Raw genomic sequence first — 26,382 nt, forward strand, 5'->3', positions numbered from 1 at the left:
GTGGATTTCTCCACAGAACGACAGGCCTCACTGGTTCACGACCCCGAAGACATGGGAGGCTCTGTTCATTGCGAGCCTGAAGTCGAGGAGAGTGAATCCTTGCGGTCCGACGCCAACATCGCGGGACCGATGACCGATCCGGTCCCCGGTCCCCGTACCGAGTCGATGGGGGCGGATGTTTCACGTGAAACACCGCCTCCGATGGACGACACTCCCATCGGTCGTGCTGCCCAACTGGCGGTCGAGGCTCTGGGTCGTGCCGGCGAGGGCCTGCCACGGCCTGAGCAGACCCGAATCATCGTGGTCGCCAACCAGAAGGGCGGTGTGGGCAAGACGACGACGACCGTCAACCTTGCCGCTTCCCTCGCGCTGCATGGTGGTCGGGTCCTAGTGGTCGACCTCGACCCACAGGGCAATGCGTCCACGGCGCTGGGGATCGACCACCACGCCGAAGTCCCTTCCATCTACGACGTGTTGGTAGACAGCCGGCCGCTCTCCGAGGTGGTCCAGCCGGTCCCCGACGTCGAGGGCCTCTTCTGCGCTCCCGCCACGATCGATCTCGCCGGAGCGGAGATCGAGCTGGTGTCCCTGGTGGCGCGGGAGAGTAGGCTTCAGCGTGCGATCCAGGCCTACGAGCAGCCGTTGGACTACATCCTCATCGACTGCCCGCCTTCCCTTGGTCTCCTGACGGTCAACGCGCTGGTGGCGGGCCAGGAAGTTCTGATCCCCATCCAGTGCGAGTACTACGCGCTGGAAGGCCTCGGGCAGCTGCTGCGCAACGTCGACTTGGTGCGGGGGCACCTCAACCCCGCCCTGCATGTGTCGACCATCCTGCTCACCATGTACGACGGCCGGACGCGGCTCGCGTCCCAGGTCGCGGAAGAGGTGCGCACCCACTTCGGTGACGAGGTGCTGCGGACGAGCATCCCCCGCTCCGTCCGTATCTCGGAGGCGCCGAGTTATGGGCAGACGGTACTGACTTACGATCCTGGATCGAGTGGTGCCCTCTCCTACCTTGAGGCGGCACGAGAGATCGCGCTGAAGGGCGTCGGCATCAGCTATGACGCGACGCACGCCCATATCGGCGTACAGCAGAACGACCCGAGCATGGTGGAGGGCATTCAGTGAGCGAGCGACGAAGGGGGCTGGGCCGTGGTCTCGGCGCACTGATCCCTGCTGCGCCGACGGAGAAGTCGGTGGCTCAGGCTGCGGCGGGGAACGCCGCTTCCACATCCCCTGCGGCAGTCCCTGTCCTGCCGAATGATCGTGGGGTGGCCGCGGCGAAGGTAGCGACTCTGCCGGCTGTTTCACGTGAAACAGAGCAGCCGGTGCAGCCGACCGTTCCCGCCGCGCCCATCGGTGCGCATTTTGCCGAGATCCCGCTCGACTCCATCACGCCGAACCCCCGCCAGCCGCGTGAGGTATTCGACGAGGATGCGCTGCACGAGCTCATCACTTCCATCAAGGAAGTGGGGCTCCTCCAGCCGGTCGTCGTACGGCAGGTGGGTCCTGCCCGCTACGAGCTCATCATGGGTGAGCGCCGGTGGCGCGCCTGTCGTGAGGCGGGGCTGGAGGCGATCCCGGCGATCGTGCGGGCCACGGAGGACGAGAAGCTCCTTCTGGACGCCCTTCTGGAGAACCTGCACCGCGCCCAGCTGAACCCCCTGGAAGAGGCAGCGGCTTACGATCAGCTGCTGAGGGACTTCAGCTGCACGCACGACCAGCTGGCGGACCGCATCGGCCGTTCCCGGCCGCAGGTCTCCAACACCTTGCGTCTGCTGAAGCTCTCGCCGGCCGTGCAGCGCCGGGTCGCCGCCGGGGTGCTCTCCGCGGGCCACGCCCGGGCACTGATCTCCGTCGAGGACTCGGAGGAGCAGGACCGGCTCGCCCACCGCATCGTGGCGGAAGGCCTCTCGGTCCGAGCCGTGGAGGAGATCGTGACCCTGATGGGATCGCGGCCTCAGAAGGCTCAGAAGCCCAAGGGCCCGCGTGCCGGTGCCCGGGTCTCTCCTGCGCTGACGGATCTCGCCACGCGGCTGTCCGACCGTTTCGAGACCCGAGTGAAGGTCGACCTGGGGCAGAAGAAGGGCAAGATCACCGTCGAGTTCGCTTCGATGGAGGATCTTGAGCGGATCCTCGGGTCACTCGCTCCTGGCGAAGGGCCGGTCCTTCAGAAGGGTCTTCTGGAGGGCGACTCCGAAGAGAGCGAGTCCTGAGCCTCCGGCAAGGAGTATCTGTTGTGCGGGAGACAGAGCGGGCTGTGTCCGGTGTGTGCCGGAACATGGCCCGCTCTTTCCTTTCTGGCGGTATCGATGGAATCGCATCGTCGATACGATGCGTTCGGGTACGGCACAGCCACTTGGCAGCACCTCTGAGAGGGAGGCAGGGGCCATGCGAACCATGAGCCGCACCGGACTGGTGAGCACCGGTTTGGGGCTGGGGGCGGTCGGTGGGTTCATCGGCAGTCTCCTCAGGGAACGGAGCGTTCTGACAGCCGCCCGCGATGCGGCGGCGGGCGAAGGAAGCGAGGATCAGCCTTCATGGGCCGCCGGCTCGTACCGCTCACGCTGGACAACCTCCAGGACCTGCCCAAGCGTTGTCGCTCGTGTGTCTTCTGGGAGCTCGACCCAGTCAGCGGTGAGGCCGCGGTAAAGGCGGGCACAGCGGCTCCGGAGAAGGAAGCCTGGATCTCGGCGGTTCTGTTGGACTGGGGTTCATGCGGGCGGGTCGTGTATGTCGACGACGTGCCGGTGGGCTTCGTGCTCTACGCCCCGCCTGCCTATGTCCCCCGCTCCACGGCGTTTCCCACGAGTCCCGTCTCGCCTGATGCGGTGCAGCTGATCACCGCGTTCATCGTGCCGGGCTACCAAGGGCAGGGACTGGGCCGGGTGATGGTGCAGACGGTCGCCAAGGATCTGCTGCGACGCGGGTTCAAGGCGATCGAGGCCTTCGGCGATGCGCGCTGGAAGGAACCCGCGTGCGTGCTTCCCGCCGATCATCTTCTGGCGGTCGGTTTCAAGACGGTCCGCCAACACCCTGCCCACCCCCGGCTGAGGCTGGAGCTGCGGTCGACGCTCTCCTGGAAGGAAGACGTCGAGATGGCGCTGGACCGGTTGTTGGGTGCCGTGCAGAAGGAGCCGGCCCTGCGGCCGCTGTGAGCAACCAAACGAATGGGCCAACCCGGCAGGGTTGGCCCATTCGTGTTTCACGTGAAACATGCACCTTCGGTGCGGCGGTTCAGCCGATTCACTCGGCGATGAACTCCTCGAGGTCACGAATGATCGCGGCCTTCGGCTTCGCGCCCACGATGGTCTTGGCGACCTCGCCACCCTGGTAGACGTTCAGGGTCGGGATGGACATGACGCCGTACTTGGCGGCCGTACCCGGGTTCTCGTCGATGTTCAGCTTGACGATCTCGATCTTGTCGCCGTACTCGGAGGCGATGGCCTCGAGGGACGGCGCGATCTGGCGGCAAGGGCCGCACCAGGCGGCCCAGAAGTCCACCAGAACAGGCTTGTCACTCTTCAGGACGTCCTGCTCGAAGGAGTCGTCGGTCACGTTCTTCAGGGTGCCGGCCACGGAGGGCTCCTAACTGGTTGGTGCGTGGGGCGGGTAGGAGAGGTCAGACAGAGGTCTTCTCGGGCTCGGGCTGCTCCTCGTCCGCCAGGGCGGCAAGGTAACGCTCGGCGTCGAGAGCTGCGGAGCAGCCGGTCCCGGCCGCGGTGATCGCCTGACGGTAGGTGTGGTCGACCACGTCGCCGGCACCGAAGACGCCGGTCAGGTTCGTGCGCGTCGACGGCGCTTCCACCTTCAGGTAGCCCTCTTCGTCCAGGTCGAGCTGACCCTTGAAGAGCTCGGTGCGCGGGTCGTGGCCGATGGCGATGAACAGCCCGGTCACCGGCAGGTCCGAGATCTCACCGGTCTTGAGGTTGCGCAGCTTCAGACCCGAGAGCTTCGGGTCGCCCTGAATCTCGGCGACCTCGCTGTCCCACACGAAGTTGATCTTCGGGTCGGCGAAGGCGCGCTCCTGCATGGCCTTGGATGCGCGCAGGGTGTCACGGCGGTGGACGACGGTCACGGACCTGGCGAACCGAGAGAGGAAGGTGGCCTCCTCCATCGCCGTGTCGCCACCACCGATCACGGCGATGTCCTGGTCCTTGAAGAAGAACCCGTCACAGGTGGCGCACCACGACACGCCACGGCCGGAGAGAGCGTCCTCGTTCGGCAGACCCAGCTTGCGGTGCTGCGAGCCGGTGGTGATGATGACGGCCTTGGCCCGGTGGACGGTGCCTGCCGTGTCCGTGACGGTCTTGATCTCGCCGCTCAGGTCCACGGCCACCACGTCGTCCGGGACGAGCTCGGCTCCGAAGCGTTCCGCCTGGGCACGCATGTTGTCCATGAGGTCAGGACCCATGATGCCGTCCCGGAAGCCCGGGAAGTTCTCGACGTCCGTGGTGTTCATGAGCGCGCCACCGGCGGTGACGGCCCCCTCGAACACCAGCGGCTTCAGCGACGCGCGCGCGGTGTAGAGCGCCGCCGTGTAGCCGGCGGGCCCGGAGCCGATGATGATCACGTTACGGACGTCGCTCACGGCTTGATTCCTCGTCTCTGGACTGCGTCTTCGGCCGGTGGGAGATTCTCTGCGAGCTCTCACCTCACCCAACGGATCCTAAGGGGCGCGCATTCCCGCTGTGTCCGGGCACACGGAGAACCGGCTCCTCGCGGTGGCCCGGCGCGTGCCCCGCAGGGCGAAGAAGAAGCGCTTGCTCAGGCGGACGGGTAGGTGCGCTGCAAGAGCACCTTGCCGACGGCAGCGGAGGCCGCTTGATCCACGCAGGTCGCGTCGACGATGTAGGCGGTGACCCGAGTGGCGTCGGAGGCGTCGGGAAGCAGCACGAGCATGGCCTTCTTCCCTTGGTAGGTGCCGTCCTCGGTGGCCAGGGCCGCATCGTCGCGTCCGATGCCTTCGCGGACGCAGCCGGGGACCACGGTTTCCCTGAGGACCCTGTGCTCGTTGGTGCCAGGGGCTGTCGCTGCGCCGAAGGGGGTGCGGGAACCGCCGCCTTTGGTCTTGTTCTCGGACAGGAGATCGGTGACCTGCTTCTGCAGCTTGCCTTCGGAGAACGTGTCCGCGGCGGTGGTCTGCCGTTCGCCCGCCGTGTCATGGGGCGGCTTGTTGTCCCCGAGCGATGACAGCAGGACGGAGCCCAGTCCCAGGGCGGCCACCGTGAAGACGGTCCCCAGGACGGCGCCCCTGCGACGCCCGATGCGCGTGCGGTCCTTGCGGCCAGGCCCAGTGGTCGAGGACCGGGGGCGGCCGGCGGGTCGGTCGGCGGGCCGGTCAGTAGGTGTCGATGTTTCACGTGAAACATGCGCACCGCTGTCGTCTCCGGACGGGGCACCGGCAGCGCCAGAACCGGGAACACGCTCCGGCTCCGGGATCTCCTCGGCCCCCGGACCGCCGGCGTTCAGCAGGGCCTCGGCGGCGAGAGCGGCATCGATGCGGCCCGCGACATCGGCAGGCATCCGCGGCGGTCCCGGCAGCGTCCCGAGCAGCCCGCGGATCTCCTCCAGGGAGGCGTACACATCCGCGCAGAGCTCGCACTCGTCCAGGTGGCGGCGCAGGTCGGAGATCCGGGAGGGTGGGAGGAGTCCCTCGGCGAGGTCGGAGATCTCCACGACGTCCGGGTGCCCGGCCATGTCTGTCGTCGACGTCACGCTCGTCCACCTCCGCCCTTCACTGCAGCTGAGCCGCTCGGTCCTGTGTCCGGGGATCCCGCTCGGGACGGGTCCGCTGCCGGTGGGACGGCCGGGCCCTGCGTCCGGTTCCGTTCTCCGCCCGGGTTCTTGCCCTCACCGTTGCCGTCCTGCCGCAGATGGGTGAGCAGCGGCAGGAGCCTGGCTCTTCCTCGCGCACATCTGCTCTTCACCGTGCCGGTGGGCACGTCGAGGATGCGGGCTGCCTCCGCGACCGGGTAGCCCTGCATGTCCACCAGGACGAGCGCGGCACGCTGGTCGGTCGGCAGGGTTCCCAGGGCTTCGATGAGCTGCCGGTGGAGATCGTTGCGCTCGGCTGGTACCGAGGCCGACTCGTGTGGCTCCAGCAACTGCTCCAGGCGCTCGGTGTCGTCGACGGGAGAGGTCTTCCGCGAGGCCGCCTTGCGGGCGCGGTCCAGGCACGCGTTCACCGTGATCCGGTGCAGCCAGGTTGTGACGGCCGACTGGCCTCGGAAGGTGTGGGCGGCCCGGTAGGCGGAGACCAGCGCGTCCTGGACGGCGTCGGCGGCTTCCTCGCGGTCGCCCAGGGTACGCAGGGCGACAGCCCAGAGGCGGTCACGATGACGGCGTACCAACTCGGCGAAGGCTTCCGGGTCGCCTTCCACATGAAGGCGGATCAGTTGGGCATCGGTCGCCGGTGAGCTGTTCTGGTGCTCTACCTGCACGTCCCCTCCCCGTTCCGCTCTGAGTGGTCCATTGAATCCTGTGGGCCGGTGGGATGTAAACGCGCCTCAGTGAACCCGAGGCGGGTCCCGGAACGCTGTGACATCCACAGCACCTCCCCTTGACCTGATTATGATCATGAAATCTCTGCTGGTCACATAATTGATGCGCCATGTTCTTTGGCGCACAACAGGCAACAGGAGAAGCCGGTGAAGAAGTTGAGTAGGCGTCGAGCTGCTGCTATGGGGACGGTCGTGTCGACCATCGCGGGAGCGGTAATTTTTGCGGGATCCGGAACGGCTCAGGCTGCGACCACGTGTCCGGGGAGTCGAATTGACCGGCTTTCCTTTGACACAGGGTGAGTGGATCTCTACTACAGCAATGGCACCAACTGCGTGATCACCACATCACGGACCCCTGGAGTCAAGTTGCGGATGATAGCTCAGCTTGAGGTGCTCGGGGGGACCAAGAAGACGGACTCCGGGTACTACCCCTATCACGCCGGCCCGGTGAGCCTGTATGCCAATGGGGCGTGCGTGCGCTTCCTCGGCCAGGTGGGTACTACAGGTGACAATTCCGACTGGGGTCACTGCGGCTGATCATTGCGTCCGGTTCGGAGCTTGAACTTCGAACCGGACGCGCTTTCGGTGCAGCTGGAGCGCTCTCAGCCGCGCACTTGAATTTCTGAGATACCGCCTCGGAAGCGGTCCGCTGAGCCGTCGGCCGGAAGTTTCGTGATGTGGATGAGGACGTAACGCGTCTTGACCGGCTTCTTCAGTGTGACCTTGAGGCCGGAACCCACAGTCGACAATTCGGTGAGTTCCTGGGGGAAATCGCTCAGAGACGACGGATCGGTGATATCGGCATCGGTAGCGAGAACCTGTGCTGTCTGCCCGCTTCGGTACATGGAAATGTCGAGACGGGACACGTCTGTAACCTTGCCGAGGTCCAGGATCAGCCCGCTGCCGTCCTTGCGCTGCGGCAGATTCCCGAAGTTGGGGTACCCCCGGTACTCCGGCGTGATCCACGCGGTGTCCGCCTGGCCGTCGACGGCGAGCTGGACCTCGTCCTCTTGTATGCCGGAACCGCCCGGGGTGAACTCCCGCACGCTGTCGATCGGGATCTGCTTCAGCGGTGCGACCGGCTTGTTGCCGCCGTCCCCGTCGTTCGTCTGCGTCCGGCCCGGGTCCTCGTTCTTGCCGCCCTGGTCCATCAGGGCGTCCGCGAGCTGCCAGCTCCCGAGGCCCAGTGCGGCGATCAGGAGTGCGGAGACGGCCCACTTCAGGGCCTTGCCCGTGCGGCTCTGGAGCGGGGGCGGCGGAGACGTGATGGGCTGGGTGACGCCGGGGTGCGGGCCCTGACGGCCGTAGGTGCCCTGCTGGTACGTCGTGCGCTGGTACTCGGGCGGGGCGGTGAACGCCGGCTCCGGCGGGCGGATGCGGGGCATCTCACCGATCGCCTTGACCAATTCCTCCGGCGTGGTGCACGGCGACTCGTGCCGGGAGGCGGTGGCACCGTCGTTGGCGAGCGCGCGCATGGAGAGCTCGGACAGACCACGGTGCACGCCGGCCCGCACCTGGTCGGGCGCGATCAGGCCGATGTCCTTCGGCAGGCCCGACAGGCCGTAGGCGTCGCTCTCGTAGGGCCAGCGCTGCGTGAGCGCCGCGTACAGCAGGGCGCCGATGGCCTCGGTGTCGGTGCGCTGCGGGGTGTCGGACGCGACGCCCCTCAGGGCGGCGTTCACGGCGAGGCCGCGGATGCGCCACTGACCGGTCGAGGCGCGCAGTACGGCGTTGGGGTTCAGCCGCAGATGGGCGAGGCCCTCACGATGGGCTGCGGCCATGGCGGAGGAGACCTGACTGACCATCTGGTACGCGTCGTAGGGCTCCAGGGGGCCGGAGGCGAGGAGCGTGGTCAGTTCCGTCGCGTCGGGAAGCCACTCGTGGACGACGTAGACGACATCGTTCTCCTCCACCGCGTCCAGCACCTGGACGAAGCGAGGGTCACCCAGAAGGGCGGAGGAGCGGGCGGCCGCCAGGACGGAGCGGGCTCGCGAGTGGTCGGCGGGCAGGATGTGCACGCCGACGGCGCGGCGGAGCTTCTCGTCCACGGCACGCCAACTGCTGAAGCCGTCCAGACGGGTGACGCACTCCTCGAGGCGGTAGCGTCTGGCCAGTTTGTGACCACTGTGCAGTTCGGGCGGCGAGGTCGCTCCGGCACCGTCGGTCCGGGTGCTCTCCTGTACCTCGTCGCTGTCCGTGTCCCGCTCCCGGTTCTTGGCCACCCCGTCGGCCGTGGACTGGTCCGCCTGTGCGGTCAGCGACGTGTCGTCGCTGTTGTCTGCCACGTCGACGGCAGCCGTACTCCGTTCCGCCACCGTCGTTCCTGCCTCCCCATCCATTGCGCGCCGGCCGGCATCCATTGCGCGCCGCCCGAAGCCGAAACCAATTGTGCCCACAGTCCGCCGCTATGCACGACACGCGGTGGCTGACGATGGTTGTGCGCCTACCCCCCGACTCAGCGTCCCAGGCGTCCGCGGACCATGCCGACCAGCGAGTTGAGTTCCTCGATGCGCATGCGGCGGGCGGCGACGAAGAAGATCCCGAGCAGCACGGCGCCGCCCGCAAGGACCGCGGCGAGCGAGCCCGCGGGGCCCTGGCCGAGCGCATGTCCGATGCCGTAGCAGGCCGCGCCGCTGAGCAGGGCGGCCGGGACCGACGCGATGCACAGCCGGGCGTAAGTCCGCAGGACGCGGGCGCCGTCGAGGTCCCCGCCGAGGCGCTTGCGCAGCCGGCGCCAGGCGACGCCGACGCCGATCGCGTAGGCCAGGCCGTACGAGGCGGCCATACCGACCACGGCCCAGCGGGACGGGATGACGAAGTAGCAGATCGCCGATGCGCCCGCGTTGACCGCGGCCACGATGACCGTGTTGTAGAAGGGAGTTCGGGTGTCCTCGTAGGCGTAGAAGGCACGCAGGACCACGTACTGCACCGAGTACGGGATCAGGCCGAGTCCGAACGCCATCAGCATGAAGCCCATGTTGGTGGCCTCGCTGGTGCCGGATGAGCCGAACATCAGCGTGCACATCGGGATGCCGAGGGAGAGGAACCCGAATGCGATCGGCACGATCGCGACCGCCGTGGTGCGCAGGCCCTGGGAGATGTCGTCGCGGACGGCGCCCCCGTCGCCCTCGGCCGCCGAGCGGGACAGGCGCGGCAGCAGGGCGGCCATGAGGGAGACCGTGATGATGGCTTGCGGCAGGCCCCAGATCAGCTGCGCGTTGGCGTAGGCGGCGAAGCCGGTGCCGTCGACAGGCGAGGCCTTGCCCGCGGCGGTGGACAGCTGGATGACGATCATGGCGCCCGCCTGGTTGGCGAGGACGAACAGGACCGTCCACTTGGCCAGCGTGACGGCCTTGCCGAGGCCCTGGCCCTTCCAGTCGAAGCGCAGCCGCAGCCGGAAACCGGTCTCGCGCAGGTAGGGGATCATCGCCAGAGCCTGGACCACGAGGCCGAGCAGGACGCCGATGCCCAGCAGGCGCTGGCCCTCCGGCGGGATGGTCGTGGCCTTCATCCCGGAGTCGGCCGCGGTGCCGTAGACGTAGATGAACATGCCCAGCGTCACGATGATGACGATGTTGTTCAGGACCGGGGTCCACATCATCGCGCCGAACTTGCCGCGGGCGTTGAGGATCTGGCCCATCACCACGTGGACGCCCATGAAGAAGATCGTGGGCAGGAAGTACTGGGCGAAGGTGACGGCTACCTGGTTCGCGGCCGGGTCGCTGGCCACCGGGTCGGACAGTACGCGGATCAGGAGCGGCGCGCCGAGGACCGAGAGAGCGGTGAGGGCGCCGAGCGTCACGATGACCAGGGTGAGCAGGCGGTTGGCGTAGGCCTCGCCGCCGTCGTCGTCCTCCTTCATGGCGCGCACGAGCTGCGGAACGAAGACGGAGTTGAGACCACCGCCGACGGTGAGGATGTAGATCATCGTCGGCAGCTGGTAGGCGACCTGGAAGGTGTCACCGAGGAGACCCACGCCCAGAGCGGACACGATCAGCGCCGAGCGGATGAAGCCGGTGAGGCGGGAGACCATGGTGCCCGCCGCCATCACGGCGCTGGACTTCATCAGGCCCGCGGCGCGGCCGCCCTTCTTGGGGGCGGACGAGGGGGCGGGCTCGGGAGCCTGCGCCTCGTCCACGAGGGGCGGTGTCACCGCGGCCCGGCCGGGCGCCGCGTACTGGTCCTGCGGTGCGTACGGGCCCTGTGCCGCCTGCCCCGGAGCCGGGGACGGGCCCGGCACCGACGGCGTGTCGTACGACGGGTGGCCGCTGCTCTGCTGCTGGTCCCGGAAGAGATGCGCGAACGCGTCCGGCTCCTGGCGCGGCTCACCCGCCTGGGAGACGAGGTCGTCCACTCCCACGAACTGGGTGGTGCGGGGGTCGTCGCCGTACGGCAGGTGCCGCGTGGGGCCCTCCGGCTCCGGTGCGGGAGTCTGCGCCCACACCTGTGGGTCGGGCGCGTACGGCGACTGCGGCGGCCGGCCGTACATCTGCTGCTGCGGCTGGTACGAGCCGGGAGCGGGCGGCGGGTGCGCGGCGCGGTCGTACAGCGCCTCGCCGACGGGGTCCTGGGCGGAGAGGTCCTGAGCCCGGTAGGGGTCCTGGCCGTAGGCGTCCTGGAGGTACATGTCCGCGGGCGGCTGCGGCGGCACCTGGCCGTGCTCGGGCGGTGAACCCTCGGGCCCGCCCGCATCGGGGTGGCCCGGGCTGCCCGCGGCACGGCCGCGGTCACCGTCGTACGGCGCGTTCATGGTTACCCCACCTCATCGTCCCGGGCCCACCGGCCACGACTTCTCAACGGTCCACTCTCTCACCCGTGCCGGAAGGGTCGGCGCTTTCCGCTGCGGTGTCCGGGGCCGGGTCACTCGGCTGCTCCGGGCCGTCCGACCGGGATCCCGCCTCCGTCTCCTGCTCAAGACGTGCGCCGGAGGTCTCCGGGTTCTGCGGGTCGTCGACCAGGCTCTGCGGGCCGTCGGTCTCGTCACCGGCCTCGGCCGTGTCGTCTTCGGCGGCCTCGAGGGCGGCGGCGCGCTTGCGCTGCGTGTACATCCGGAAGCCCGCGAGGACCAGGAGCAGGACGCCACCGCCGATGACCAGCATCACCGTGGGTGTGACCTCGGTCACCCTGACGTCGAAGGTGACCGGGGCGCCGTACCTCTGGCCGTCCTCCGTGTACAGCTGGGCGACGACCTTCGCCTGTCCGTTGGCGTTGGCCGACGTGGTGAACTTCACCGACTGGGCGTGGCCGCCGTTGACGGTGACGGGCTGCTCCTCGTAGGCGTCTCCGCCGATCTTGAGTCGCGTGGGGTTCTGCGACGTGAGCCGCAGCTTCAGGCGCTCGACGCCTTGGACGAGGTTGTTCTGGACGGTCACGGGGATCATGGCACTGCGGCCGGAGAGCTTGGTCTCCGACTTCTCGATCAGCTTGACGCTGTCGATGAGCCCGTCCAGGTACCACTCGATGCCGTTGCGGTACGCCAGCGCCGCCGCGTCCTTGCCGCGCCACGACGTGGACATCTCGCGGTTCATGGCGCGTCCGAAGGGAGTCACGACCCGGGACTGCCGGGTCAGGATCACCTTGAACTTGTCGAGCTTGCCCTGCGTGGTCGCGATCTGCTCGAACGCGGCCTGCGGCAGCTCCTGGTCGCGCAATGGGCGGGGGTACGTGGAGGCCGGCGGCACCTTCGTCTCGGCGGCCGGGTCCGGCTTGGCCTTGGCGGCGGCGGAGAGGTCCTGTGACTCCGACCAGTTTCCGCCCTGGAGAGCCGCCAGAGCCTCGGCCATGGTCTGGGCCTGGCTGACGGACGGCATGCGCTGCGGAGCGACGACGACGCTGCGCTGCTTGCCGGTCTGCAGGCCGAGCGTGAGGCTCTGGGCGAGGAATCTCTGCACGGCGAGCGTGGAGGCGGAGGCCTTCGTCAGGTCGCCCTGGAACACTGTGGACAGCCTGGCGTCCGTAACGACCGCCGTGATGCCCCCGCCGATGGGCCGGGCCGCGGAGGGCGTGTACGACAGGTTGTCCTGGAGGCTGTCGCTGCGGGCGATCACCTTGTCGGCGCCCGCGGAGGTCGCGACCTTCACGATCGACGGGTCGACGGCGCCGTCCACGGGCCACGCGAAGTCCGTGGACGGTTTCACGTGGAGGATCGTCTCCACCGTGTCGTCGACGACGTCGGTGGCCGCCTTGAGATGGCTCAGGGAGCCGGTGACCCTGGTGCCGTTGTGGGCGAGGGAGGCCAGGTCCGGGTCGCCGAACGGCAGGGCGACGACCTCCTTGTCCCCGACCGCCTGCTGGAGCTCGGCGAGCCAGTTCTTGGCGATCTCCTGGTTCCTGCCGGGGGTGGTGGTGCCGTCCGCACCGCGAACCCCGTAGCTCTTCGTCATCGCGTCGACCGATGCCAGCAGGTCCGGGTCGACCACCCACGTGGCATCGAGGCCCTTGCCCAGCGACACCATCTGGTCGAGACGCCCGCCGGGGGCGATCTCCTCGGCGAGTTCGTCGTCACGGAAGACCGGCGTCTGCTGCTCGTTCGACCCCGTCTCGGCCGCCATGTGGGCGCTGGAGATCAGCGGCCACAGGAAGGTGGTCTTGGTCTTGGTGCCCGCCTCCTCCGGCTGCCACGGCAGGAACGTGCGCTGGATGCCGAGAACCTGCTCCCAGGGCTGCGCGGAGGTCTTCCCGGAGAGCGCGACGGCCAGCTGGTAGACGCCGTCGTCTCCGAGGTCGAGCTTGTCGGCCGGCACCGAGATGCTGAACGGTTCCGCGACGCCGGGGGTGAGCGCGGGGAACTTCTCGGTGTACTTGCCGCCGACCTTCTCGCCGGAGGGCCCCTGGAGGTCGTCGCTCTTCTTGGCGAGGGTGTCGATCGCCGAGCGGGTTTCGAGGGGGGGCCCCACCCGCAGGTCGACGTGGGCGCCGGTGACCGTCTGCTTCCCGTTGTTGGTCACCGTGCCCGACACGGTGACCGTGTCCCCCTCGGAGGGGGCGCTGGGGCTGAGCGAGTCGACCGCGACCGAAACCGAGCCCGCGCGGGAGGCAACCTGCGGGGCCTCCTGTCCGGCCGCGGCCACCGGCGTCGCGGCGGGCAACTGGAGGAGTCCGGCCAGCAGGGGCGCACCGGCGAGCAGAGCCCCGGTGCGCCGCAGCCAGCGGCGGGCAGGTGAGGCACTGGTCCCCTGGAAGTCTGCCGCCTCGGCCACGCGCTCGTCCGTCCCTCGTCGTCGTCAGTGGTCGTCGGAATGTGCGTCCACGCATGGTAACGATGCGCGCTGAGGGGAAGTGCCGCGGTCCGCTCCACAAGATCGCGGGCCGCCGGCCGTGGTGACCGGTATGCGGCGCTATGGAGGGGAAGGTTTGGTTACGGTCCTGGAGCTTGGCTTGTGAGCCTATAACGGACGTGTCCCCATGCTTGTGCATGCGGAATAGGAGGAGCCCGGGTCGGCCCGGCCACGTACCCTCTTCTGTTGTGCCGAACGCCAACGAAGAAACGTCCAGTGCCCTGAGTCAGGTGCAGCACCGTGCTGTGAGTGAACTGCTGCGGGTCGCTCCTGTCGCCGATGACCTCGCCCGCCGCTTCCAGGAGGCCGGGTTCTCACTTGCCCTTGTCGGCGGCTCGGTACGGGACGCGCTGCTGGGGCGGCTCGGCAATGACCTGGACTTCACGACGGATGCCCGTCCCGAGGACGTCCTCAAGATCGTGCGTCCGTGGGCGGACTCCGTCTGGGAGGTAGGGATCGCCTTCGGCACGGTGGGTGCCCACAAGGGCGGCTACCAGATCGAGGTGACCACCTACCGCTCGGAGGCCTACGACCGCACCTCACGCAAGCCCGAGGTGTCGTATGGCGACTCCATCGAGGAGGATCTCGTCCGCCGGGACTTCACGGTGAACGCCATGGCGGTGGCGCTGCCGGAGAAGGAGTTCGTCGACCCGCACGGCGGGCTCGAGGACCTCGCGGCCCGCGTGCTGCGCACCCCCGGCACTCCGGAGGAATCGTTCTCCGACGACCCGCTGCGGATGATGAGGGCGGCGCGCTTCGCGGCTCAGCTCGACTTCGAGGTCGCCCCCGAGGTCATCACGGCGATGACGGAGATGGCCGGGCGTATCGAGATCGTCTCGGCCGAGCGGGTGCGGGACGAGCTGAACAAGCTGATCCTCTCCCAGCAGCCGCGCAAGGGGCTGACCCTGCTCGTCGAGACGGGCCTGGCCGAACGCGTGGTGCCCGAGCTGCCGGCTCTGCGCCTAGAGCGCGACGAGCACCACCGTCACAAGGACGTCTACGACCACTCGTTGATCGTCCTGGAGCAGGCGATGGCGCTGGAGGAGAACGGTCCCGACCTCACGCTCCGCCTGGCCGCCCTGCTGCACGACATCGGCAAGCCGCGCACGCGCCGGTTCGAGAAGGACGGCCGGGTCTCGTTCCATCACCACGAGGTGGTCGGGGCGAAGATGACCAAGAAGCGCATGACGGCTCTGAAGTACTCCAACGAGCTGGTGAAGGATGTCTCACGTCTGGTCGAACTCCACCTGCGCTTCCACGGCTATGGCACGGGCGAGTGGACGGACTCGGCGGTCCGGCGGTACGTCCGTGACGCCGGCCCGCTCCTCGACCGCCTCCACAAGCTGACCCGCTCGGACTGCACCACCCGCAACAAGCGCAAGGCGGCTGCTCTGTCGCGTGCGTACGACGGGCTGGAGGAGCGGATCGCCAAGCTGGAGGAGCAGGAGGAACTGGACTCGATTCGCCCGGACCTCGACGGCAACCAGATCATGGAGATCCTCGGTGTCGGTCCCGGCCCGGTCATCGGCCGTGCCTACCAACACATGCTGGAGCTGCGCCTGGAGAACGGGCCGATGGAGCAGGACGCTGCGGTGGCCGCGCTCAAGGAGTGGTGGGCCGGACAGGAGAGCTGAGCCAGTGAAACGGGCTCATGTTTCACGTGAAACATGAGCCGGCTGAAGACAGGCGGCTTGCTGGAGACAGACTGAGGGGCGGTGTTTCACGTGAAACACCGCCCCTCGTCGTGTCTGCCTACTTCTTGTAGTCCTTCAGGCAGAGCAGGAAGTCCTTGCCGTCACCGCTCTCGGTGTACGTGTACTGGAAGTCCTTGGCTTCGGCTTCGCACTTGCTGGAGGCGAGCGTCTCCGTGAGGAATGAGCCCTCGATCTTCGCCAGCACCTTGAACTGGGCCTTGGCGTCGTCGCAGGCGACGACTTCGAGGTCCGGGTTGTTGTCGCTGGTGCTGCCGCGGTGCATGCAGTCGCCGACAGCGGCCGTGTTGGCGTCGTCCCGGCTGGCTATATAGCCGCCGATGGCCACACTCGCCACGGCGATGACGATGACGATGTTCTTGATCGTCTTGAAGCTGAGCTTGCGGCCGGACGGCTGCGCGGGGACCGGAGCGTACGGACCGGCGCCCTGGGGCGGGAAGCCGGGCTGCCCGGGCTGCTGGGGGTAACCGCCCTGAGGCGGGAACGGCGCCTGGGGTGCAGCCCCGGGCTGGCCCTGCGCGAACGGATTGCCCTGGGGCGGCGGAGTAGTCACTTGGGGGTCCCCCTAGAACATGGTGAGTGACGCGAACATGTCGCGAGATAAGACTCACGTAAGGTAGCGGTCCCCGCTGACAGCGCAGTAGCCGGAAATGGCTCTGTGTCATTGATGTGACACTTACTGACGGCCAAACCGGGCCATAGTTACAGCTACTGCCGCGTAGGTAACGGCGATCGTGATCACCAGGGGTACGGATCGGCCGTCCGGCGGCAGCATCAGGGCGGCCACGGCGGCCGCGCCGACGAAGGAAACGTTGAAGAGGACGTCGTAGACCGAGAAGATCCGGCCACGGAAGCCGTCCTCCACGGAGGACTGGACGATGGTGTCCGTGGCGATCTTCGCGCCCTGAGTGGTCAGCCCCAGGACGAAGGCCGCGGCCAGCAGCGGGACGGTGGCGAACGGCAGCCCGAGAGCGGGTTCCAGCAGCGCCGCGAACCCGGCGCACACGACGATCCAGTGGCCGGGCCCGAGCCGCCCCGCGGCCCAGGGCGTCACCACGGCCGCCGTGAAGAACCCGGCGCCTGAAACGCCCAACGCCAAGCCCAGCAGGGCGAGTCCGTCGTCCGTGGTCGAGGTGAGGGCGTACCGGCACAGCATCAGCAGCATGACCAGCAGGGCGCCGTAGCAGAACCGCATCAGCGACATCGCCACGAGCGCCCAGGCGGCCTCCCGGCGCTGCGGAGCGGCCAGATGGCGTACGCCTGCCGCCAGGTCGCGGGCGGTGTCCGTGAGAGCCGTTCCGATCCGCTCGCGCGCCAGGGGCCGGTCGGGGCCGAGGAGTTCCCGCGCCATGCTCAGCGATGCCAGGGCGGCACACAGATACAGCGCCGCTCCCACGAGCACCACCGCGGCGTCCGAGTCCGCCGCCACCAGGCGCACGACGAAGGCGAGGCCGCCGCCCGCGGTCGCCGCCAGCGTTCCGGCCGTCGGGGAGAGGGAGTTGGCGATGACCAGGCGGTCGGCGTCGACCACGCGCGGCAGGGCGGCGGACAGGCCCGACAGGACGAAGCGGTTGACCGCGGTGACGCACAGAGCCGAGACGTAGAAGAGCCAGTCCGGGGCCGGGCTGAGGATCAGCAGGGCCGTCGCGAACGCCAGGAGGGCGCGCAGCAGGCTGCCGAACAGCAGGACCTGGCGGCGCCGCCAGCGGTCCAGCAGGACACCGGCGAAGGGGCCGACGAGGGAGTACGGGAGCAGCAGCACCGCCATCGCGGAGGCGACCGCGGCCGCCGAGGTCTGTTTCTCCGGGGAGAAGACCACGTATGCCGCGAGCGCGACCTGGTAGACACCGTCGGCCCCCTGGGAGAGCAGGCGTACGGCGAGCAGGCGTCGGAAGCCCTGGAAGCGCAGGAGGAGGCGCAGGTCACGGACGACGGCCATGGGGCACAGCCTCACATACGGGGAAGGTCCCCGGGTCGTACGACCCGGGGACCCTCACAGCCCTGGCAGGAGCGACTGGTTGCGGCGCGTCAGCGCTCGACCTCACCCTTGATGAACTTCTCGACGTTCTCGCGGGCCTCGTCGTCGAAGTACTGCACGGGCGGGGACTTCATGAAGTAGCTCGACGCCGACAGGATCGGGCCGCCGATGCCGCGGTCCTTGGCGATCTTCGCGGCGCGCAGGGCGTCGATGATGACGCCGGCGGAGTTCGGGGAGTCCCAGACCTCCAGCTTGTACTCCAGGTTCAGCGGGACGTCACCGAACGCACGGCCCTCGAGGCGGACGTAGGCCCACTTGCGGTCGTCCAGCCAGGCGACGTAGTCGGACGGGCCGATGTGGACGTTGCCCTCGCCCAGGTCGCGGTCGCGGATCTGGGAGGTGACGGCCTGCGTCTTGGAGATCTTCTTCGACTCGAGGCGATCGCGCTCGAGCATGTTCTTGAAGTCCATGTTGCCGCCGACGTTCAGCTGCATCGTGCGGTCCAGGATGACGCCCCGGTCCTCGAACAGCTTCGCCATCACGCGGTGCGTGATGGTGGCACCCACCTGGGACTTGATGTCGTCGCCGACGATCGGGACGCCCGCCTCGGTGAACTTGTCCGCCCACTCCTTGGTGCCGGCGATGAAGACCGGAAGGGCGTTGACGAAGGCGACCTTGGCGTCGATGGCGCACTGGGCGTAGAACTTCGCCGCGTCCTCGGAGCCCACGGGCAGGTAGCAGACGAGGACGTCGACCTGCTTGTCCTTGAGGACCTGGACGACGTCGGCCGGCTCGTCGGCGGACTCCTCGATGGTCTCGCGGTAGTACTTGCCGAGGCCGTCGAGGGTGTGGCCGCGCTGGACCGTCACACCGGTGCGGGGTACGTCGCAGATCTTGATGGTGTTGTTCTCGGAGGCGCCGATGGCGTCCGCCAGGTCGAGGCCGACCTTCTTGGCGTCCACGTCGAACGCGGCGACGAACTCGACGTCGCTGACGTGGTAGTCGCCGAACTGGACGTGCATCAGGCCCGGCACCTTGGACGCCGGGTCGGCGTCCTTGTAGTACTCGACTCCCTGTACCAGCGATGCGGCGCAGTTGCCCACACCGACGATGGCTACGCGAACCGAACCCATTCCGGTTGCTCCCTGTGTGTACGAGTGAGGCCCTGAGTGGGCTCTCACGTGGCGGTGTCGTCGGGCGAATCCGGCCGGGGGGCGTCCCCCGGCCGGGGCAGGTCGCCCGACGCTCCAGATGTGGTGTCACGCGAAGCGGGCTCCCCGGTGGCCGGACCCTTGAGGTCCCGCCCCGCCCGCTCGCTCTCGATGAGCTCGTTCAGCCAGCGCACCTCGCGCTCCACGGACTCCATCCCGTGGCGCTGGAGTTCGAGCGTGTAGTCGTCGAGGCGCTCCCGGGTGCGGGCCAGGGAAGCGCTCATCTTCTCGAGCCGCTCCTCCAGCCGGCTGCGGCGGCCCTCCAGCACGCGCATGCGGACATCGCGTGAGGTTTGCCCGAAGAAGGCGAAACGGGCTGCGAAGGTTTCGTCCTCGTACGCATCGGGCCCGGTCTGCGAGAGCAGCTGCTCGAAGTGCTCCTTACCCTCCGCCGTCAATCGGTAGACGATCTTGGCGCGGCGCCCGGCGAGAGGGGCGGCGAGGGCGTCCTCGGTGGTGTTCCCCGTTTCCTCGATCAACCAGCCGTTGGCGACCAGTGTCTTGAGGCACGGGTAGAGCGTCCCGTAGCTGAACGCACGGAACACGCCCAGTGATGTGTTGAGCCGTTTGCGCAGCTCATAGCCGTGCATCGGAGATTCGCGGAGCAGGCCGAGTACGGCGAACTCGAGGATCCCGGAACGCCGGCTCATCGTCGCCTCCTCTCGCCGCGGTGCGCATGTATCTGTCCGATGTGTCGGGCCGATGTGTCGAGCTGATGTATCGACTCGATACATCACGACGATAGAACGGCCTTCCGGATGCGACAAGAGGGGGTCGGGTGAACGGGGTCACATCACCGATTCATCGGATGCGAGTTGCCTGATTTGAGGTGAACTTGGGGGCTCGGCGGGTTTTGGCGGTGCGTAGTCTGTGCGCCATGCACATCACCGGGAACCGAGTGACGCCTGAGAGCGTCGTCGTCTGCGGTGTAGTACGGGTGCATGCGGGACCGATGAATGCGGAGCCGACCGCATCCGTACTTCGGGGGGACCGGAAACCAGCCGCCGTTTCCAGGCGCGCAGGGGTGCGCCTGCCCGAGGAGTAGTCGTTCGATGAGCGAGCACCGTCGCAAACCGCCGCAGCCGCAGGGAGGCGGACGTGCCGCGGCCCGACGCGGCCAGTCCGGCTCGGCCTCCGGCCGCCGTGCGGCACCGCGAGGCGCCACCGGGTCTCCGTCCGACTCCTATGGGTCGGACTCTTACGACTCGGGGGGTGAGGAGCGTCAGTACGGCGGCCGTGCCGAGGCCCGGCGTGCGGCGCAGAGAAGTACGGGGGGCGGCCGCCGGAGAGCTGCCGAACCGACGAGAGGTGGCCGGCGTGCCGGTCCTGGCGGTCCGAACGGGCCCGGCCGGGGCCGAGGACGCGTGGCCGCCGTTCCCGACAAGAAGCGGATGATCGACTATCCGCGCGCCGGCAAGTACGGCTGGCAGCGCTGGATGCCGTCCTGGAAGCTCGTCTCCGGACTGTGCATCGGCTTCTTCGGCAGCCTGGTGGCCGTGGCGGGCATCGGCTACGCCATGGTGGGCGTCCCCAATGAGGAGAACGCGGCGGCCCTGTCGCAGAACAACGTCTACTACTGGGCCGACGGCACCCAGATGGTCGCGGCCGGTAGCGGTCAGAACCGGCAGAACGTCACGATCGACCGGATTCCCAAGGCTATGCAGTGGGCGGTGATCTCGGCCGAGAACAAGACCTTCTACCAGGACTCCGGTGTCGACCCCATGGGTATCGCCCGTGCCGTGGCGAACATGGCGCGGGGCGGTGACACGCAGGGTGGTTCGACGATCACCCAGCAGTTCGTCAAGAACACCTACCTGACCCAGGAACAGTCGGTCTCCCGCAAGTTCAAGGAGATGTTCATCTCGATCAAGGTGGGCACCAAGCTCAAGAAGAGCGAGATTCTCCAGGGCTACCTCAACACCTCGTACTACGGTCGAGGCGCCTACGGCATCCAGGCCGCCGCGCAGACCTACTTCGGCAAGGAAGCGAAGGACCTCAAGCCGAGCGAGTGCGCCTTCCTCGCCGCTCTGCTCAAGGGCCCGACGTACTACGACCCGGCGGGCAACGAAGGCTACGACAGGACGGCGACCAGAGAAGCCAACACCAAGCGCGCCAAGGATCGTTGGAGCTGGATCCTCGAGCAGATGCACAACGACAAGAGGATCACGGACCAGCAGTACCAGGACGCGATCAAGACCTTCCCCAAGCTCCAGGGCCGCAAGGCGTCCAGGGGCATGTCCGGCCAGATCGGGTACCTGGCGGACACGGCCAAGAAGTACGTCCTGAGCCACTCCAACATCTCCGAGAAGCAGTTCGACCAGGGCGGCTACCAGATCAAGACGACCTTCAAGAAGGCCAACGTCGAGGCGCTGGCGAAGGCCGTCAAGAAGGTCGAGAAGGAGAAGCTCGACCCGAAGAACCGCGAGCTGGACAAGCACGTCCAGTTCGGTGCGGCGTCGGTGAAGCCCAACGACGGCGCGATCGTCGCGCTCTACGGCGGCGCCGGGTACGAGAACGGCCACTTCAACAACAACGCGGACACCTCAGGTGTCCCCGTCGGTTCGACGTGGAAGCCGTTCGTGCTCGCGGCGGCGATGGAACACGGCACTTACAAGAGCGAAGGAGTCGGGGTCTCGCCGCTGAGCAAGTACAACGGCAACGACCATCTCAAGGTCCGGAAGAACGACGGCACCTACGTCCTGAAGAAGGACAACACGCCGTTCTTCCAGGAGAACGAGAGTGACTATCCCTGGGGCTACATCACCTTGCGCAAGGCGATGGAGCAGTCCGTGAACACGCCGTTCGTGCAGCTCGGCATGGACGTGGGGATGAAGAACGTGGCCGACGTGGCCGAGAAGGCCGGCATCCTGGACGGCAGCTTCGCCGAGCTCAACGCGTCGTTCGCGCTCGGTACGTCGACTCCCAGTGCGATCCGTATGGCCGATGCCTACGCGACGTTCGCCGCAGCGGGTAAGCAGGCCGCCCCGTACTCGGTGACCAGCGTCAAGTTCAACGGTGAGGAGATCGACGGCTTCAAGAAGCCGAGGGTCACACGGGCGATGCCCGAGAACGTGGCCAACAACGTCACGGACACTCTGGAGAACGTCATCCAGAACGGTACGGGTAAGAACGCGCTGGCCCTGGGCCGTACAGCGGCCGGCAAGACCGGTACCACGGACGAGAACAAGTCGGCCTGGTTCGTCGGTTACACCCAGCAGCTGTCGACCTCGATCGCGATGTTCCGTGAGGACCCCAAGAGCGCCAAGTTGCTCTCCATGAACGGCACGGCCGGTGAGAAGTCCATCCACGGTGGTGACACTCCCACCGAGGTGTGGACCGAGTACATGAAGGCCGCGCTGAAGGGCGAGCCGGACCTCGGCTTCCCGGAACCCGAAAAGATCGGCGAGATCCAGAACGAGGTGGGTGCCCCGTCACCGACGCCGACGCCCAGTGCGGAGCCCAGCGAGACCGTGACCGAGTCGCCGAGCCCCACGCCCAGCGAGAGCACGTCTCCGTCGCCCACCCCTAGCGACACCTGTGGGTTCTTCGGATGCGAGAGCGACGGTGGCACGGAGAACGGCGGCACGGAGAACGGTGGGACGGACGGCGGAGTGAGCCCCCAGCCCACGCCGACCGGTACCGCCGAGAACGGCGGCAACACCAGAGGCAACGGCAACGGAGGCCTCTTCGGGGGCGCCGAAGGATAGCCGCCGCCGACAGATCGCCCGGCTTGGGTGTTTCACGTGAAACGCGAGGGTGTTTCACGTGAAACAAGGGCCGTCGTCCCCCTTGGGTACGGCGGCCCTCGGCGTTTTCCTGGGGACGTACGGCAGGATGTGCGGCATGCCCAGTGCAGAATCGACGCGAGCGAGCGTCCACGAGCCGGACCCGGTGCGGCCGACCAAGGAGGACGAGGTCGCCGCGGCCGGCAGCGAGCTGATCGGCGGCCCGCTCGGGCGGCGAGCCCTGCTCGGGGCGTCCTGGTGGACTCCCGTGCGGGTGATCGCGTTGGTGGCGATCGGCATGTTCGCCCTCGGACTGGTCCAGAAGGCGCCCTGCTACAACGGCGCCTGGTTCTTCGGCGCCAGCTCCCAGTACACGCATGCCTGCTACTCGGACATCCCGCACCTCTACCAGGGTCGCGGCTTCGCCGACGGGCTCGTGCCGTACTTCGACAGGCTGCCCGGTGACATGCAGTACCTGGAGTACCCGGTGCTCACCGGTGTCTTCATGGAGGTCGCCTCCTGGCTCACCCCCGGCAGCGGCACCATCCAGTACCAGGAGCAGTGGTACTGGATGGTCAACGCCGGAATGCTCATGGTGTGCGCGTCGGTCATCGCCGTCTGCGTGACCCGAACCCACGCCCGGCGTCCCTGGGACGGCCTGCTGGTCGCCCTGGCGCCCGCCGCCGCTCTGACGGCGACCATCAACTGGGACCTGCTCGCGGTCGCTCTGACGGCCGCGGCGATGCTGATGTGGTCACGGGGCCGCTCCCTCGCCTTCGGTGTGCTTTTGGGGCTAGCCACGGCCGCCAAGCTCTATCCGTTCCTGCTTCTCGGGCCGCTGATGGTGCTGTGCTGGCGTGCGGGCAGGTGGCGTGCGTTCGGGACGGCTCTGGGTGGCGCCGCCGCCGCCTGGGTCGTCGTGAACGGGCCGGTGATGCTCTTCGCGTTCGAGGGCTGGTCGAAGTTCTACACGTTCAGCCAGGAACGCGGCGTGGACTTCGGTTCCTTCTGGCTGATCATGGCCCAGAACTCGGACGATCCGCTCAGCACCGACACGGTCAACACACTGGCCACGCTGCTGATGCTGGCGTGCTGCGCGGCTGTCGCGGCGCTCGCACTGACCGCCCCACGCCGCCCGCGGTTCGCCCAGCTCGCGTTCCTGATCGTCGCGGCATTCATCCTCACCAACAAGGTCTACTCGCCGCAGTACGTCCTGTGGCTGGTCCCGCTGGCCGCCCTCGCCCGGCCGAAGTGGCGGGACTACCTGATCTGGCAGGCCTGCGAGGTGGCGTACTTCCTGGGGATCTGGCTGTACCTCGCGTACACGACCAGCGGAGACGCTCACAAGGGGCTGCCCACTGACGGGTACCACTGGGCCATCGCCCTGCATCTGCTGGGGACGCTGTACCTGTGCGTGATGGTCGTGCGTGACATCTTCCTGCCGGAGCGGGACCCGGTGCGGCGGTCCGGTGACGACGATCCCTCGGGCGGCGTGCTCGACGGTGCCGAGGACGTCTTCGTTCTCGGTCCGGCCGCTCGCCCCCGACGGCAGGTGACCGCCCAGTTCGAGGGCCCACCGGTCGAGTGGGGAAAGCCGGGCGCTACGGAGGGTTCGCTCTGAGCGAACGGCGTGAGATGCCGTAGCCGGGACATGCGGAAGGCCGTACACGGCATCGTGTACGGCCTTCTTGCTGCGCTGAGCAGGTCGGTGCCCGTGACGGTCAGCGGTCCATGATCCGGTCGAACTGCGTGGTGGTGTGCCGCAGATGGGCCACCAGCTCGTCGCCGACCTTCGGCTCGGGCGCGTCTGCCGGCACGAACAGGATCGACACCTGCATGTGCGGCGGCTCCGCGAACCAGCGCTGCTTGCCGCCCCAGACGAACGGAGAAAGGTTCCGGTTGACCGTCGCGAGGCCGGCGCGGGCGACGCCCTTGGCACGCGGCATGACGCCGTGCAGCGCCTTGGGGGCCTCCAGGCCCACCCCGTGCGACGTACCTCCCGCCACGACCACCAGGAAGCCGTCGGAGGCCGCCTTCTGCTGCCGGTAGCCGAAACGGTCGCCCTTGGCGACACGCGTGACGTCCAGGACCGCTCCGCGGTACTCCGTGGCGTCGTGGTCCCCCAGCCAGAGCCGCGTGCCGATGCGAGCCCGGAAACGCGTCTGCGGGAACTGCTGCTGGAGCCGGGCGAGTTCCTCGGCCTTGAGGTGGCTGACGAACATGGTGTGCAGGGGCAGCCGGGCGGCACGCAGCCGGTCCATCCAGCCGATGACTTCCTCGACGGCGTCCGAGCCGTCGGTACGGTCCAGCGGCAGGTGGATGGCGAAGCCCTCCAGACGGACGTTCTCGATGGCCGCGTGCAACTGGGCCAGGTCCTGCTCGCTGATCCCGTGCCGCTTCATCGAGGACATCACCTCGATCACCACACGGGCACCGACCAGGCCGTACACACCGTCTATCGACGAGACGGAGCGGATGACCCGGTCCGGCAGCGGTACCGGCTCCTCGCCCCGCCGGTACGGCGTGAGCACCAGCAGGTCCCCGCCGAACCAGTCCTTGATCCGCGCGGCCTCGTACGTCGTGCCGACGGCGAGGACGTCCGAGCCCAGCCGCGTGGCCTCCTCCGCCAGCCGCTCGTGCCCGAAGCCGTAGCCGTTGCCCTTGCAGACCGGTACGAGGCCCGGGAACTGCTCCTGCACGTGCTTGTGGTGCGCACGCCAGCGCGCGGTGTCGACGTAGAGCGTGAGCGCCATGGCCGGACCTGGAACCTTTCTCGCGGTGCCGTGTATCGGCGGTTGCCGTGTATCAGGGGTATAGAAGCACTGAACGGGACATCAGCGACGCGACATGTAGATGTCGAGCGCCTTGTGCAGCAGCTTGTTCAGCGGGAAGTCCCACTCGCCGAGGTACTCGGCCGCCTGCCCGCCGGTACCCACCTTGAACTGGATCAGGCCGAAGAGGTGGTCGGTCTCGTCCAGCGAGTCGGAGATGCCGCGCAGGTCGTAGACGGTGGCGCCGAGCGCGTAGGCGTCGCGCAGCATGCGCCACTGCATCGCGTTCGAGGGCCGGACCTCGCGGCCGATGTTGTCGGAGGCGCCGTAGGAGTACCAGACGTGTCCGCCGACGATCAGCATCGTGGCGGCCGACAGGTTCACGCCGTTGTGCCGGGCGAAGTACAGCCGCATGCGGTTGGGGTCCTCGGTGTTGAGGGCCGTCCACATGCGCTGGAAGTACGACAGCGGACGCGGCCGGAAATGATCGCGCACGGCCGTGATCTCGTACAGCCGCTGCCATTCCTCAAGGTCCTGGTAGCCGCCCTGCACGACCTCCACGCCGGCCTTCTCGGCCTTCTTGATGTTGCGGCGCCACAGCTGGTTGAAGTTCTTGTGGACCTCTTCAAGGGAGCGGTTCGCCAGCGGCACCTGGTACACGTAACGGGGCTGGACGTCTCCGAAGCCGGCGCCGCCGTCCTCGCCCTGCTGCCAGCCCATGCGGCGCAGCTTGTCGGCCACCTCGAAGGCGCGCGGCTCGATGTGGTCGGCCTCGATGTCACGCAGGCGCTTCACGTCCGGGTTCTGGATGCCCTGCTTGATGGAGGGGGCCTCCCAGCGCCGGATGATCACCGGCGGGCCCATCTTCACGGAGAAGGCGCCCTGCTGCTTGAGGTGCGCCAGCATCGGTTCGAGCCATTCCTGCAGATTCGGCGCGAACCAGTTGATGACCGGGCCCTCGGGCAGGTAGGCCAGGTATCGCTTGATCTTGGGAAGCTGCCGGTAGAGAACCAGGCCGGCACCGACCATCTCGCCGGTGCGGTCGTCGAACCAGCCGAGGTTCTCGGAGCGCCACTCCGCCTTGACGTCAGCCCAGGCCGGGACCTGCATGTGGCTCGCCGACGGCAGGCTCTGGATGTATGCCAGATGCTGCTCGCGACTGATGGTCCTCAGGGTCAGGCTCATTTAGGGGCGCTCCTCGGGCT

Annotated in this window: 19 protein-coding genes; 6 read left to right on the forward strand and 13 right to left on the reverse strand. The window is 68.0% G+C overall.

Features of this window, described 5'->3' with window-relative positions; translation table 11 throughout:
- Positions 1-51 precede the first annotated feature (51 nt).
- From GTY56_RS10235 to GTY56_RS10245, 3 genes are all read left to right on the forward strand, one after another.
- Positions 52-1,128, forward strand: a complete 1,077-nt coding sequence (locus tag GTY56_RS10235; protein WP_104779124.1) for a ParA family protein — start codon at positions 52-54, stop codon at positions 1,126-1,128.
- Positions 1,125-2,216 carry a ParB/RepB/Spo0J family partition protein gene (locus GTY56_RS10240; protein ID WP_161364655.1) on the forward strand — a complete coding sequence of 364 codons (1,092 nt, stop codon included), beginning with the start codon at positions 1,125-1,127 and terminating at the stop codon, positions 2,214-2,216. Before GTY56_RS10235 ends, GTY56_RS10240 begins: the two co-directional genes overlap by 4 nt.
- Before the next feature lie 324 nt (positions 2,217-2,540).
- A complete protein-coding gene (locus GTY56_RS10245) occupies positions 2,541-3,158 on the forward strand; it encodes a GNAT family N-acetyltransferase (RefSeq protein WP_107456485.1) in 618 nt (205 codons plus the stop codon).
- 88 nt (positions 3,159-3,246) lie between these two features.
- On the opposite strand, the gene trxA is transcribed toward GTY56_RS10245, so the two are convergent.
- The 7 genes from trxA to GTY56_RS10280 all read right to left on the reverse strand — a co-directional run bounded on the left by trxA (position 3,247) and on the right by GTY56_RS10280 (position 13,702).
- Complete coding sequence (gene trxA, locus GTY56_RS10250) at positions 3,247-3,579, reverse strand: thioredoxin (protein WP_161364656.1); 333 nt, start codon at positions 3,577-3,579, stop codon at positions 3,247-3,249.
- 43 nt (positions 3,580-3,622) lie between these two features.
- The gene (trxB, locus tag GTY56_RS10255; RefSeq protein WP_161364658.1) at positions 3,623-4,591 is read right to left on the reverse strand and encodes a thioredoxin-disulfide reductase; all 969 of its coding nucleotides are present in this window, start codon (positions 4,589-4,591) and stop codon (positions 3,623-3,625) included.
- 176 nt (positions 4,592-4,767) lie between these two features.
- Positions 4,768-5,718 carry an RsmA family anti-sigma factor gene (locus GTY56_RS10260; protein WP_161364659.1) on the reverse strand — a complete coding sequence of 317 codons (951 nt, stop codon included), beginning with the start codon at positions 5,716-5,718 and terminating at the stop codon, positions 4,768-4,770.
- Positions 5,715-6,443, reverse strand: a complete 729-nt coding sequence (gene sigM / locus GTY56_RS10265; RefSeq protein ID WP_161364661.1) for an RNA polymerase sigma factor SigM — start codon at positions 6,441-6,443, stop codon at positions 5,715-5,717. The genes GTY56_RS10260 and sigM overlap by 4 nt, the downstream gene beginning before the upstream one ends.
- Before the next feature lie 662 nt (positions 6,444-7,105).
- Positions 7,106-8,818 carry a protein kinase family protein gene (locus tag GTY56_RS10270; protein ID WP_161364663.1) on the reverse strand — a complete coding sequence of 571 codons (1,713 nt, stop codon included), beginning with the start codon at positions 8,816-8,818 and terminating at the stop codon, positions 7,106-7,108.
- 140 nt (positions 8,819-8,958) lie between these two features.
- Positions 8,959-11,253: a murein biosynthesis integral membrane protein MurJ gene (gene murJ / locus GTY56_RS10275; RefSeq protein WP_161364664.1), complete on the reverse strand. Its 2,295-nt coding sequence runs from the start codon at positions 11,251-11,253 to the stop codon at positions 8,959-8,961.
- 43 nt (positions 11,254-11,296) lie between these two features.
- Positions 11,297-13,702, reverse strand: a complete 2,406-nt coding sequence (locus GTY56_RS10280) for a DUF6049 family protein (protein WP_161364666.1) — start codon at positions 13,700-13,702, stop codon at positions 11,297-11,299.
- Positions 13,703-13,968: 266 nt separating this feature from the next.
- Between GTY56_RS10280 and GTY56_RS10285 the strand changes: the two genes are divergently transcribed.
- A complete protein-coding gene (locus GTY56_RS10285; protein WP_161364668.1) occupies positions 13,969-15,414 on the forward strand; it encodes a CCA tRNA nucleotidyltransferase in 1,446 nt (481 codons plus the stop codon).
- 118 nt (positions 15,415-15,532) lie between these two features.
- Here the strand turns inward: GTY56_RS10285 and GTY56_RS10290 are convergent, their stop codons facing one another.
- From GTY56_RS10290 to GTY56_RS10305, 4 genes are all read right to left on the reverse strand, one after another.
- Positions 15,533-16,045, reverse strand: a complete 513-nt coding sequence (locus GTY56_RS10290) for an LppU/SCO3897 family protein (protein WP_161364670.1) — start codon at positions 16,043-16,045, stop codon at positions 15,533-15,535.
- Positions 16,046-16,168: 123 nt separating this feature from the next.
- The gene (locus GTY56_RS10295) at positions 16,169-17,431 is read right to left on the reverse strand and encodes an MFS transporter (protein WP_161364672.1); all 1,263 of its coding nucleotides are present in this window, start codon (positions 17,429-17,431) and stop codon (positions 16,169-16,171) included.
- An 89-nt stretch (positions 17,432-17,520) separates the two neighbouring features.
- Positions 17,521-18,603: an inositol-3-phosphate synthase gene (locus tag GTY56_RS10300; RefSeq protein WP_161364674.1), complete on the reverse strand. Its 1,083-nt coding sequence runs from the start codon at positions 18,601-18,603 to the stop codon at positions 17,521-17,523.
- Positions 18,604-18,647: 44 nt separating this feature from the next.
- The gene (locus GTY56_RS10305) at positions 18,648-19,331 is read right to left on the reverse strand and encodes a PadR family transcriptional regulator (RefSeq protein ID WP_062927885.1); all 684 of its coding nucleotides are present in this window, start codon (positions 19,329-19,331) and stop codon (positions 18,648-18,650) included.
- A 402-nt stretch (positions 19,332-19,733) separates the two neighbouring features.
- Here GTY56_RS10305 and GTY56_RS10310 point away from each other — a divergent pair, with 402 nt between their 5' ends.
- Both GTY56_RS10310 and GTY56_RS10315 read left to right on the forward strand, forming a co-directional pair.
- Positions 19,734-22,388, forward strand: a complete 2,655-nt coding sequence (locus tag GTY56_RS10310; RefSeq protein WP_524540091.1) for a transglycosylase domain-containing protein — start codon at positions 19,734-19,736, stop codon at positions 22,386-22,388.
- A gap of 127 nt (positions 22,389-22,515) precedes the next feature.
- Positions 22,516-24,027, forward strand: a complete 1,512-nt coding sequence (locus tag GTY56_RS10315) for a glycosyltransferase family 87 protein (protein WP_161364792.1) — start codon at positions 22,516-22,518, stop codon at positions 24,025-24,027.
- Positions 24,028-24,127: 100 nt separating this feature from the next.
- On the opposite strand, the gene GTY56_RS10320 is transcribed toward GTY56_RS10315, so the two are convergent.
- Together GTY56_RS10320 and femX are read right to left on the reverse strand one after the other, a co-directional pair.
- Positions 24,128-25,159 carry an alanine racemase gene (locus GTY56_RS10320; RefSeq protein ID WP_030847092.1) on the reverse strand — a complete coding sequence of 344 codons (1,032 nt, stop codon included), beginning with the start codon at positions 25,157-25,159 and terminating at the stop codon, positions 24,128-24,130.
- 81 nt (positions 25,160-25,240) lie between these two features.
- Positions 25,241-26,362, reverse strand: a complete 1,122-nt coding sequence (femX, locus tag GTY56_RS10325) for a peptidoglycan bridge formation glycyltransferase FemX (protein WP_031137685.1) — start codon at positions 26,360-26,362, stop codon at positions 25,241-25,243.
- Between the last annotated feature and the right edge of the window lie 20 nt (positions 26,363-26,382).

Source organism: Streptomyces sp. SID5643 (assembly GCF_009872555.1).
GTDB classification, from domain to species: domain Bacteria; phylum Actinomycetota; class Actinomycetes; order Streptomycetales; family Streptomycetaceae; genus Streptomyces; species Streptomyces iakyrus.